Genomic DNA, 12,737 nt, shown 5'->3' with positions numbered 1-12,737 from the left:
CCGCACCTGCTGTGGGCAATTGACCGAGATGCGGAGCGAATACTGCCGCATCGCTCCGATGGCAGCAAGAAGGTGACGTTCTTCGTCGGCTTTCCACGCGGTCGACTATCAGCGGGGGCCAATGAACTCTGCGGAGGCTGTCAGCGATGAACGATTGACCAAAGGTTGCTCTTCAGCACTGGCAATGATCGGGGCGGTCACGCTGCCCGCCCCGGGTCGAATCGCGAGCACTCGCATTCCGATCGATTTCAGGGAATGCTTGGGAAGAACGGCCCCGACCAACAAGATCAGGCAAAGCAACCTGCCCGTCGATGACAGGCCGAACAGGTAGTAATAGGTCTGCGATTGAGCGCCCCAGTACGCCAAAATCGCTGCCCCGGCCAGAGCGCCCACACAAATGGCCAGTGTGTTGGCAAAGTTGTGATAGGTCAGCAACCGGGTTCGATGCTTCGCAGGCAAGGTTTCAAAGAACATCAGGAAGAACCCCAGTTCATACGCCGCCCAAGCGATGCCACTGAGGATCTGAATCATCGCCAGCCACACCAGGTTGGTGGAGACAATCCACAGCGATGCCAGTGGCACCAATCCGATGCCGCCGAACCACAGCACCTTCGCCGCACCGGACTCTTCCGCGATGCGTCCCCAAAACGCGAATGAGATGACCTTGCTGAGGAAGGCGAGCGCGATCAAGCCAACGTAGACGACGTAGTCAAACTCCAGTTGCCCCAGCATGTACGGCACAAAGTACGGACCACTGAGCTGGATGAAGACTTGCATGGCAACCAAATAAGCCAGCAACTGAATCGCAGATCGATCGTCAACGGGTTCTTCCAGGGGATGCTCCCCCGTGACGCTCGCCGGGGAATGCTCGACGTGCAGGGGGACGGATTGAACATGGCGTGTGCGGTGCAAGAAACTTGCCGACACCAATCGCAAGATCGCGGCGACGAAGAACAACCCTGCAAACCCGGTCAATGCGATGCCTTCCTGGGACGTCCACTGCAACACCAAACCGGCGACCATCAAACCCGAGAAGGTGCAAATCTGTTGCAGTCGAGATCGCTTGGAAAAGAATCGGGCTCGCCCTGCCACGGGCACGATCTGTTCAATCCAAGTGTTCCAGGCGGGCCCGGTCGAAAGACCTGCCGCCCAGTACACCGACGCGATCAACAGGAACATCACGATCGACAGACTTCCGGTCCAAGCCGCATAGGCCAGCGGCAAAAACGCGAGCGATTGCAATACCGCACCGGCAACGATCCAACGTCGGTAGCCGCCAATCCAGGCAATGGCTTTCAGCGACACCAACTGGATCACCCCGCCCACCAGCAGCGGAATGCTGGCAACCAAACCCGAAGCGGTTTCACTCAATCCCACCGCCAACGCAAACGCGGAAAAATAGGTTTCACCGCATCCCACCATGCCGCCAAAACACGCCGCATCCCCCATACTTCGAGTGAGGTTTCGGTCGCTCCCGCCGGCAGCTGGGATCGATTGGGTGGTGGCGGAGACGGGGATTCGGTCCATCAAAAAGGCACGCGAAAAGAGAGCGGGTTTTGCAGGCGTGCTTGTACTTCTTTCTCAGGCGATTCAACAGATCGCTTCTTGGCAACAAACCGGCATTCGAGCGCCCCGTGCGGCAGGCATTCCCGCCTCGTGATAAGATCCCTTCCCCCCGCGTGCCCCGTGAGGATTCTTTTCAGGAGACAGATGCATGTTGGCAATCACTTGGACTGATCGACTTGATTCGATCCTGGTCGGCCCCATGTGGCCAGCCACCGTTTTGGCCACGTTGTTTCTGCTGTACGCCATCATTGCCTTGCTGGGCGTGATCGATCTCGGCGCGGATGTGGATGTCGACTTGGACGTCCCCGATCTCGATGCCCCCGATTTGGCGGGGGACCTCGGTGGCGATTGGGGCGTGGACACCGCCGGCGAACCGATGCACAGCGATTGGTTCGGTGGCACCGGGGCGGCGACCCTGCGAGCCATGAATCTGGACCGGGTTCCCCTGGTCGTCTGGCTGTCCGTTTTCAGCGTTCTGTTTTGGGTGATCAGCTTTTACCTGTGGTTTGGCTACGACGTGCGGCACTATGACCCCACGTTCCTGACCAGCGGTTTGCTGACCATTCGCAACGGAGTCCTGGGGATCGTCGCGACCAAAATCGTGACCTGGCCACTGCACCGGATGCTGGTTCCTCCCGTCGAATTCCATGCCTCCAACCTGGTTGGCGGATCGGCGGTCATCGAAACCCGTCAGGCCGACGAATCGTTCGGTCGTGCGCGTTTTGCCACTGATGCGGCCCCCCTGCTGATTTCCGTCCGAACCGGTGGTGAAATCATCCCAAAAGGGGGACGTGTCACGGTGGTGAGCTATGATCAAAACACCAAAACCTACCTGGTGCAGGCTGATTCGCCCCCCGCGGCGTAATTTGGCGCGCCCCGTCGACTGACATTCCACGCCTGACCAACAGGCAAATTACTTCCAGGATTCGTCCGTCGAATCATCCCGCGGTCAAACACACGAAAGAACGCTCATGCTGGCTGCTCTCATCACCGATTCCGTCGGTTTAGACGCTTTGATCATCGTCGTCGGAGGACTGTTCCTCATCGCCTTGGTCGTCGCTCTGCTATTCAAGAGCTACTACATCAAGGTCGGCCCCGATCGAGCGATCGTGAAATCGGGTGCGGGCGGCGTCCGAGCCGTGACCGGCGAGGGCATGCTGATCATCCCGCTGATCCAGCAATATGAATTCATGGACCTCACGCTGAAAAGCTTTGAGATCCATCGCCAAGGCAGCGAAGGTTTGATCTGCCGCGACAACATTCGCGCGGACATCAAAGTCGCGTTCTTTGTGCGTGTCGACAAAAGCCCCGAGGAAATGAAAGAGGTCGCTCAGTCGATCGGTGCCAAACGCTGTAGCGAACTGGAAACACTGCGAGAACTGTTCGACGCGAAATTCAGTGAAGCCCTGAAGACGGTCGGCAAACAATTTGACTTCGTCGATCTGTATGACCAACGCGACAAGTTCAAAGAAGAAATCCTCAAAGTCATCGGCACCGACCTGAACGGTTACCGACTCGACGATGCCGCGATCGATTACCTGGAACAAACCCCGTTGGACATGCTCAGTCCAACCAACATCCTCGACGCCGAGGGCATCAAGAAGATCACCGAACTGACCTCGACGGAAAAGGTCAAGGAAAACCAGTTCACCCGTGACAAAGAAAAGACGCTCAAGAAGCAGGACGTCGAAGCCGAAGAAACGATCCTCGAACTGGAACGTCAACGCGTCGAAGCGGTCGAAAAACAAAAACGCGAAATCGCGGAAATCACTTCGCGTGAACAAGCCTCCGCCGCCAAGGTTCGCGAAGAGCAACGACTGGAATCAGAACGAGCCCGGATCCAAACCGAAGAAGAAATCGGGATCGCCGAAGAGAACAAATCTCGTCAGATCCTGGTCGCGATGCGGAACAAGGAAAAGACGGACGCGGTCGAACTGGAACGCGTCAATCGCGATCGCGACTTGGAAGCCACCGATCGCATGCGTGTCGTGGGCGTCGCCGAAGTCGAAAAAGAAAAGGCGATCGAAATCGAGAAACGCAACATTCAAGAAGTGATTCGAGAACGTGTCGCGGTCGAACGAGCCGTGGTCGAAGAACAAGAACGAATCAAGGACACCGAAGAACACGCCAAGGCCGAGCGTCAAAAAACCGTTCAGATCACGGCCGCACAAATGAAGGCGGAAGAAGAACTGATTCGCCAAACCAAGCTGGCCCAAGCGGAAAAAGAAAGCAGCGAGTTGCTGGCTGAAAAAGTCCGCATCGAAGCCGAAGCCAAACGCGACGCGGCCGAAAAAGAAACCGCTGCGACCAAAATGCTGGCCGAAGCCGAAGTCGCTCAATCCGCTGCCGCTGGCTTGGCCGAAGCTCAGGTCCAAGAAGCCAAAGCCATTTCGCTGGAAAAAGAAGGCCTGGCCGAAGCCAAGGTTTCTCGCGAAAAATACACCGCCGAAGCGACCGGGATCACCGAGAAAGCCGAAGCGATGAAGAAACTCGATGGCGTCGGCAAAGACCACGAAGAGTTCAAACTCAAACTCGAGAAAGAAAAGTTCGTCGAAGTCGCAGCGATCGAAGCCCAACGCGGAATTGCCGAAAGCCAAGCGAGTGTCATCGGCGAAGCCCTGCAGGCGGCTCGAATCGACATTGTCGGTGGCGATGGAGAATTCTTCGAACAGATCACTTCCGCGGTCAAAGGCGGCAAAGCGATCGATCGATTTGTCTACAACAGCCAAGTCGCGACCGACATCAAGAACACGTTCTTCGACGGCAACGCGGATTACTTCCGCGACCAAGTCAAAGAACTGATCGCTCAGTTCGGCTTGGACACCGACGGCGTCAAGGACCTCTCCATCGCGGCGTTGATCGCCAAGCTGATGGGGATGTCCAGCACCGACGATGTTCGGACGCAGTTGACCAGCCTGCTCAGCATGGCGGGAACCGCCAACGTCGCCGATCAAAAGGTCAGTCGCTTGCTCACGTCCGAGCCTGCGACCGTCCCGGCGAAGAAGGTCTCTCCTAACGGGAAGAAGGCCTGATCGTGGCTGAGGACGCTTCCCCCGAAGCGGCTTGGCTGCCCGGTGCTGCTGGTGACGGCGGATCGGAGGCAGGGATTTCGCAGGACGCCCCCGCTCAAATGTCCGGCGGCACCTACGAGGTCCTCCGCAACCGCCTTCGCACCGCCGCCGGTGATCTTCGCGATCGACTCGCCAAGCTGAACGAGGACCGCGGCGAAGTCTTCGGAAACATCGAAACGCGACTGCTCGCGACGCAGCGCGTGACCACCGAACACAACTGCGTCCCCCGAGACATCGTCTCGATCGGTGACGAGTTTCTGTTCGGATACAACGTCCAGTTCGGCTTGAAAACCGAGATCGAATTGGCCGATGTGTTCTCGATCTATCACATGGAATCCAATGAGTTCCATGAACGGCAGCTCAAACGAATCATGGACGATCGCTTCGTCAGCGATTTCCATGAACTGTATCGGTTCTACAAAGACACCACGTTCCTACGGTTCTTCGTGTCCGGCCCCATCCTGCACATGGTGTTTCGAGTCGGCAAAACCGCTCGCGATATCAAGTCCTTCAAATGGCGTCGCAGTTCCGAAGGATTGCAGTACATCGACAACCGCAGCGATCACGAAGTCCGCTTGCCCGATCAGCACGAATTTCGCTGGCTGCGGACGACGCGAGACATGCACCACTACGGTGAGCACCCGCACATCTCCATCGACGACCGCGTGTTTGTCGAAACGGTCGGCGGTGACCTGACGATCAAAGTTGAAAACAACACCAGCGTCGGCGAAGGCATCTACGCCGAACCAGTCGACAACTTTGATCAAAAACTCGACGACGCAGAAATCCATTATGCGATCGTCGGCCACTTGGTCTTGCTCAAGATCAAACCGTATCAAGAAAGCCAATTTCGCTACATCATCTTCAACGGGAAGATCAACCAAGCGATTCGGTTGGATGAGATCCAGCACGCCTGCGTGATGCTGCCGGGCGACCAAGGGCTGATCTTCCCCGGTGGCTACTACTTGCAATCCGGCGAGTTCAAACGTTTCGACCACGGCTTGGTCGACATGCGGTACGAACGCACGATCAACTCGCCCAACGGCGAAGACAGCCTGTATCTGTTTTCGAATGTCGAAGATGGAACTTACATCCAGCTGCGCTACAACCAGATCCGCCAATCCGTCGACACACCCCTGGTGTGTCACGGGCAAACGTTCTTCGAAGCCGGCGAAATGGTTTGCTTCAAAGGCCAGGACACCCCGCAAAAGCACCACGCGATCCAGCTTTGGCAAACGCCCTTCACCAGCGAAAACTACCTGCCCGACAACCAAACCGATTCGTTGCTGTTCAAGATCGGCAACAAGGACTTGGTTCGTGGGATGGCTGAATGCAGCGAACTGCTGCAACTGATCGAAAAGGACGACAGCTACAACGACCTGTACGTCGACCTGTCCAAGAAATCAGGCGACGTTCTGGACAGCTACTTCTGGATCGACAACGAAGAGACCCACCACCTCGCCGAGCCACTTCGCAAAATCCGCGAAACGGCGGGAGCGGCGATCGAAGAATACGAAAAAGTCGTTCGTGTTCGCCAAGCCACTGCCAAGCAAACTCGCCAGGCTCAGTCCGACACCAACGCGACGCTGAAAGAGATCGAGCGTTCTCGCTTCACTTCGATCGATCAATTTGTCGCCTCACTCGCAAAACTGCGAGTCCAGCGAGGCCGAGCGATCGCGCTGCGTGAACTGCGGTTTGTGGACGTCGCGATCGTTGAAGAACTCGAAACGATCACCGCCGAGCAATCGGATCGTCTCAGCCGTCGCTGCGTCGAATTCCTGCTCGATGAAAACGCCTTGCAACCCTATCGCGATCGAGTCGGCGAAGCGGAAACCCGCGTTCCCGAGATCAAAGGCGTCTCCCAGGCCAAAGCACTCGAATCGGAAATCGATCAATCCGCCGCCGATCTCGAACTGCTGACCGAAACGGTGAGCAACCTGCAAATCGACGACGCGACACAACGAACCACGATCATCGATTCCATCGGCGACGTCTTCGCCACGGTCAATCGTGTTCGCAGTGCGCTCAAAAATCGCAAGCAAGAACTGATCGGCGTCGAAGGCCGAGCGGAATTCGCGTCCCAGTTGAAGTTGCTCGAACAAACCACCACCGGCTACCTCGATGTTTGCGACACACCGACTCGCTGCGACGAGTACCTGACCAAAGTCATGGTCCAACTCGAAGAGTTGGAAGGCCGCTTTGCTGAATTCGATGAGTTCATCGAGACGCTCGCCTCTCGTCGCGAGGATGTCTACGGCGCCTTCGAATCGCGAAAAGTTTCTCTGGTCGAAAAACGCAACCGACGGGCCGAGGCTCTCAGTTCCGCCGCCGAACGGATTCTCAACGGGATCCAGCACCGCGTTTCGAATATGGAATCCATCGATCAAATCGCGGCGTACTTCGCTGGCGACTTGATGGTCGGCAAGATCCGCAGCCTGATCGGTGAACTCGACGAACTGGGCGATGCCGTTCGAGTCGGTGACTTGCAAAGCCGCCTCAAAACACTTCGCGAAGACGCGCTGCGGGGACTGAAAGATCGACAAGATCTTTACGAAGAGGGTGGCGATGTCATCCGCCTGGGCGAACGAAAATTCGCGGTCAACACTCAACCGCTGGACCTGACCACCGTCCTCCGCAGCAATGAACTCTGCCTGCATCTGACTGGCACGCAGTACTTTGACCCCATTGACGACGAACGACTGATCGCGGCACGTGACATTTGGAACCAGTCACTGATCAGCGAGAACTCGGACGTCTATCGCGCGGAATTCCTAGCGATGGATCTCTTCGAATCCGGCCAAGCGGAATCGATTCAGGACTTGGAATCGTTGACAGCGGCTTGGGTTGCCGAGCGGATGGCGGGGCGATTCGATGAGGGTTACGCCAAAGGCGTTCACGATGTGGACACTGCGATCATCTTGCGTGGACTGATGGAACTGGATCGTTCCGTCGGCCTGCTACGACACGCCCCTTCGCTTCGCACCGCGTCCCAACTGTGGTGGCAATGCTTTCTCGACACCAAGCAGCGCACGCAGATGAAGCACTGGATTGCGGGATTTGCCAAACTCGCGATCGCATTCCCTCTCGCTCAACCCGCCGTCGAGTTTCGTCAACACCTGACTGAACTGGCATCCGAACATCAATCCGAATGGATTGGACTGTTTGAAAGTGTGGTCACACCGGAACGGATCGCGGACTACCTGTTTGAGCAATTGACAAATGCACCAGATAGGATCGCCATCAGCGGCCAAGCTCATTCGTTGCACGAAGACTTCCTTCACTCCCTGCCTGAATCCGACCAGAAACGTTGGGTGCTCGGCGGGCTGAAACCCAACAGTTCTTCTCCCCTCCATACCTTTGTGCTGGCTCGCAACTGGGCCGATGCGTTTCTCGACAAACGTGCCGCCGGTGAAACCAACGAAACCGGCGACTCACCCCACTGGTATCGCGACGAATTGGCTTGGCTGATTTTCCAGTCCGCGATGGACGCCAAGCAAACGACCACCGCCGCTCGCCCAGCCACCGACGTCATCGACGTTCCGGTCGCGAAGCGGTTGACGGGTTTGGTCGGCAGCCACTCCCGAATCGAAAGCGGCGAACTGTCGCTGCACTACCACGAGTTCATCACCCGCCTGCGTGGGTACCGTGAGGATGTGGTGCCGCGATTCCGCTCGCTCCACCAAGCCAAAACCGAGTGCGTCGAGTCGGCTCGCCAATCGATGCGACTGGACGAATTCAAGCCTCGCATCCTCAGCAGTTTTGTCCGCAACCGATTGCTCGACGAAGTCTACTTGCCGCTGATCGGTGACAACCTCGCGAAACAGATGGGCACGGTTGGTGAAGACAAACGCACCGACCGAATGGGATTGTTGCTGCTGATCTCGCCTCCGGGTTACGGCAAAACGACGTTGATGGAATACATCGCCAGCCGGCTTGGTTTGGTGTTCATGAAAATCAACGGCCCCGCAATCGGTCATGGCGTGACCTCGCTGGATCCAGATGAAGCTCCCAATGCCGCCGCTCGCGAGGAGGTCATGCGTTTGAACTTGGCACTCGAGATGGGCGACAACGTGATGCTGTACCTGGATGACATCCAGCACACGCATCCGGAATTGCTGCAGAAGTTCATCTCGCTGTGCGATGCGACGCGAAAAATCGAAGGGGTTCGAAACGGCAAGACCCGAACATACGACCTGCGTGGCCGACGAGTCGCGGTGGTCATGGCGGGCAACCCGTACACCGAATCGGGCGATCGTTTCCAAATCCCGGACATGCTTTCCAACCGCGCCGACGTTTACAACTTGGGCGAAATCATTGGTGAGTCAGCGGATGCATTTGAGATGAGCTATCTCGAAAATTGCTTGACCAGCAATGTGACCTTGGCACCGCTTTCCAATGCGTCACCGTCCGACGCGCGCGCAATCATCGCCGCGGCTGGTCGAGATTCAGCCGAGGGCATCGAGCTGGAAGCCAATTTCAGCATGGACCAAATCCGTGACATGTTCGAAGTCACTCGCAAATTGTTGCGCGTCCGTGATGTGGTCCTGCGGGTCAACCGTGCCTACATCCGTTCAGCCGCTCAAGCCGATGAATACCGAACCGAGCCTCCGTTCAAGTTGCAGGGCAGTTACCGAAACATGAACCGGATCGCCGAACGCGTCGCTCCGGTGATGAACGATGCGGAACTGCAATCACTGATCATCAGCAACTACGAACAAGACGCTCAAACGCTGACGACGGACAATGAAGCCAACGTCCTGAAGTTCAAAGAGCTGATGGGGATTCTGAATCCAGAAGAGAAGCAACGCTGGGACGCAATCAAGTACGCATTTGTCGAAAGTGTCCGCATGTCGGGGATGGACGGCGAGGACCAAGCCGCTCAGGTACTGCGTCAATTGGCATCGATGCGAGATGGTCTGGAATCGATCCGGCAAGTCATCGCCAAAGCCATCGCGATGGAAGATCACTCGGCCGAAGAACGCATGGACTCTCGCGTCGATACACTGCGACAAACGCTGCTTTCGATGGGCGAATTGATGTCGGGTCGCTTGGAATCCACCGCCACTCAGCTGGAAGCCATCTCACGCCAACAAGCCGCTTCGCCGCCGGACCAAAAGATTCTCGTTCAACACAAAGTCCCACGGGTGATCGCCGACCTGGTCAAAGGTCAATTCCACCTGATGCAAGAATGGATGCGTCCGCTGCTGGAGGAATCGATCGACAACAGTCGCGACCTCAGCCGATTGCAGGAACAGATGGACCTGATGCTGAAGACCTTTCGCGACGTGGAAGATTCATTTCAGTCACCGGACGAATGAGCTGAACCGCCGGGGGTGATGTCTGTCTCGCGGGGATCTTGTCATTCCGCGGGAATGAATCAGACTTCAGCGTCATGAATTTCAACGCATCCCATCCCAAGATCTTGCCTGCCACGCCGGAATCCATCCGACTGGCCAGCCAAGCCCTGCGCGATGGGAAGCTGATCGGATTGCCCACCGAAACCGTCTATGGCTTGGCCGCTCGCGGCGACCAATCCGATTCGGTCGCCAAAATTTTCGCGGCCAAGCAACGCCCGGCGACCAACCCCTTGATTTTGCACGTGGGGGATCCCAGCGCAGTCCAGGCGTTGGTCGTGATCGATTCTGAGATCACGCGTCGCCGTTTTGAAGCGGCCAGTTCCCTGTGGCCTGGTCCGCTGACACTGGTGTTGCCGCGATCCGAAGCGGTGCTCGACTGCGTCACCGCAGGGGGAAGCACCGTGGCCGTGCGGGTTCCCGCGCACCCGGTCGCTTTGCAATTGTTGCGTGAGGTCTCGCTTCCCATTGCGGCCCCCAGCGCCAACGTTTCCAACTACGTCAGCCCGACTCGTCCCGAACACGTGATCGATGGGCTGGAAGACTCCGTCGAGTGGGTGCTCGATGGTGGTACCTGCGATGTCGGCTTGGAATCCACGGTGCTGTCGATCGCCAATCCAGATGCTCCGCCGACAATCCTTCGCGAAGGCGTCCTTTCAGTCGCGAAACTTGAAAGCCTGCTGGGCGAAACGGTGGTCTCAGCCGCGACCACCCACTCAGCCTCTTCGAGTGTTCCAACTGACACGCCCGCCGCTTCTCCGGGGATGCATCGCAAACACTACTCGCCGAGAACGCCGTTGCGATTGGTAGCGGAACAGCATCGCCATCCATTCTCACGCGGTCCCCAGGATCCGAAGCGGGTCCTTCGCATTCACCTTCGGGGTCCAGCCAAACCGTTGGCGGGTTACGCCGATGTTTGGAGCCTGTCACCGTCCGGCGTTCCACTCGAGATTGCCAATCGTCTGTACGATACGCTGCGCCGTGCGGACGCGGGAGAGTTTGATCAGATTGAGGTCGATCAATTGGTCTGGAACGAGTGGAGTCCCGATTGCAATCCAAATTTGCTCGCCGCGATTTCAGATCGCCTGTGTCGTGCAGCCAATCAGGACGACGTTCCCGCGGATCACTGAAGCCAAGGACGAATGGCGTCGGGCTGAGCAGCAATGATGGGCGGCAGTGATGTTTCGAGGGGGGCGTCCTCTGGCGAAATCATTCCCGGTGGTGTTGCCGACCAGGTCTCCACATTCCATCCGGCGTCGCGAACAGCGGCAGGATCCAATCGCATTGCCTGAGCCAGCCAGGTCTGAGCAATTTGAGGCTGGCCGGTCTCGACCGCAATGGACGCCAACTGCAATCGCGAGGTCGCATCGCTGGGATTCTTTTGTGCCGACGCAATGAAATACTGAACCGACTCTTCGCTACGTCCCAGTTCTCGCATCGCGATGCCTCGCAGCAAATCGGCCGCTCCGGGCCGAATCGCTTCATCCATGTCACCGATGACATCCGCGTCCTCGCGAATTCGGTCCAACGTCGCGAGCAGGCGATCGTAACGCTTCTGTTGATGGTAGATCTCGGCCGTTCGCAATTGGACATACGGGTAGTCGGGCTGCAACGACAACGCACGATGGTACGCCGCCAAAGCCTCGTCCTTTTCATTGCGAGCGACCTGACAATCCCCCCACAAGGCCCACAAAGCGGCCCACTCACGATCCGAATCCAACGCGATTTGGCACTGACGCGTTGCTTCGTCGACCCGCCCAACTTCGAGGTACATCCGCCCCAACCGCTGCATGTGCTTGGGGTCCCCGGCGGAAAGTTGAACCGCTTTTTCGAGGTGCTCGATCGCATCGTCTTGCTGGCCTTTTTGCCACAAGGACTCCGACATTCCGCGATGCGCCGCGTCGTTGACACTGGAGACGTCGAGCGCCTCGGTGAAGAGTGTTTCGGCGACGGCCCATTCACCTTGTCGCATCGCCTTGAGCCCTTGTCGTGACAGGCGACGGGCTGCGATCGACTGCCGGCTTTCGCCAAATCGACCGATCCCGCGGCACCCCATCGAGGTGGGAAAGGACGTGAAACACGTCAGCAACAATCCTAGCTGCAGCGTCTTCCTGGAAAACGCAACAACCGACTCCGATCGGACCAGACGCGTCCAGCGGTTGCATCGCTGGGGATGCCAATCGGTTGGAGGACGCAGGGGTTTCACGCGGTTCGATCCGGAAGAAGACAAGCGGCACCGCCTGACAAACGTGGCGCCACTCTCACGCATAGCAAATTTACACTCCCCGGTGCCAGACAACTCGAAAACGTCGCCAACCTAAAAAGTCCCCCAAGCCTCGAGCCCGTCCAGTTTTTAATTGCTGTGCTGCCAGGCGTTTCTCATCCCCCTCCCTTGGGACGTTCGAAAAATAAATGGTGGCGGGCGTCTGGGTATCGCCCCAGATGGGGCCGTCGTGGGAGTTGGGGGCGTCCCTCGCTCACGCTTCGGGTTGGGATTGGTGGTTGTTGCAGAAACCTGCCAGAACGCAGCACCAGAAAACGGCACGGCCTCCCTCCAGGCGAGCTCGCGTTTTGCCTGCCGCTGAGCCGGCAAGGTTTACCAGACCGGAACAGGCGGTTGGACCGGCAGCCCTTGCTTCACCGGACCGACCGTCACGACCGAATCGTCAGTGCAAATCGGTGCAGAATCAGCCGATCGATCAGCAACAGCGGAGGTCATCTCGCACGCACTGCGTCGCGGGAATCT

General features: G+C 57.6%; 6 protein-coding genes. 4 read left to right on the top strand and 2 right to left on the bottom strand.

Going from position 1 to position 12,737, the window contains the following annotated elements; translation table 11 throughout:
* Positions 1-108: 108 nt before the first annotated feature.
* A complete protein-coding gene (locus tag PSR62_RS10220) occupies positions 109-1,527 on the bottom strand; it encodes an MFS transporter (RefSeq protein WP_274407661.1) in 1,419 nt (472 codons plus the stop codon).
* A gap of 187 nt (positions 1,528-1,714) precedes the next feature.
* Here PSR62_RS10220 and PSR62_RS10215 point away from each other — a divergent pair, with 187 nt between their 5' ends.
* The 4 genes from PSR62_RS10215 to PSR62_RS10200 all read left to right on the top strand — a co-directional run bounded on the left by PSR62_RS10215 (position 1,715) and on the right by PSR62_RS10200 (position 11,121).
* Positions 1,715-2,431, top strand: a complete 717-nt coding sequence (locus PSR62_RS10215) for an OB-fold-containig protein (RefSeq protein ID WP_274407660.1) — start codon at positions 1,715-1,717, stop codon at positions 2,429-2,431.
* A 106-nt stretch (positions 2,432-2,537) separates the two neighbouring features.
* A complete protein-coding gene (locus PSR62_RS10210; RefSeq protein ID WP_274407659.1) occupies positions 2,538-4,598 on the top strand; it encodes a flotillin family protein in 2,061 nt (686 codons plus the stop codon).
* 2 nt (positions 4,599-4,600) lie between these two features.
* Positions 4,601-9,955, top strand: a complete 5,355-nt coding sequence (locus PSR62_RS10205; protein ID WP_274407658.1) for a DNA repair ATPase — start codon at positions 4,601-4,603, stop codon at positions 9,953-9,955.
* A gap of 74 nt (positions 9,956-10,029) precedes the next feature.
* Entirely contained in the window at positions 10,030-11,121 is a 1,092-nt protein-coding gene (locus PSR62_RS10200; RefSeq protein ID WP_274407657.1) for an L-threonylcarbamoyladenylate synthase, read from the top strand.
* Here the strand turns inward: PSR62_RS10200 and PSR62_RS10195 are convergent.
* A complete protein-coding gene (locus tag PSR62_RS10195; RefSeq protein WP_274407656.1) occupies positions 11,115-12,260 on the bottom strand; it encodes a tetratricopeptide repeat protein in 1,146 nt (381 codons plus the stop codon). The genes PSR62_RS10200 and PSR62_RS10195 overlap by 7 nt on opposite strands.
* Between the last annotated feature and the right edge of the window lie 477 nt (positions 12,261-12,737).

The organism is Rhodopirellula sp. P2 (assembly GCF_028768465.1).
GTDB lineage: Bacteria > Planctomycetota > Planctomycetia > Pirellulales > Pirellulaceae > Rhodopirellula.
The sequence above is the reverse complement of the archived record's forward strand: the minus strand, read 5'-3'. Positions and strand labels throughout refer to the sequence as shown.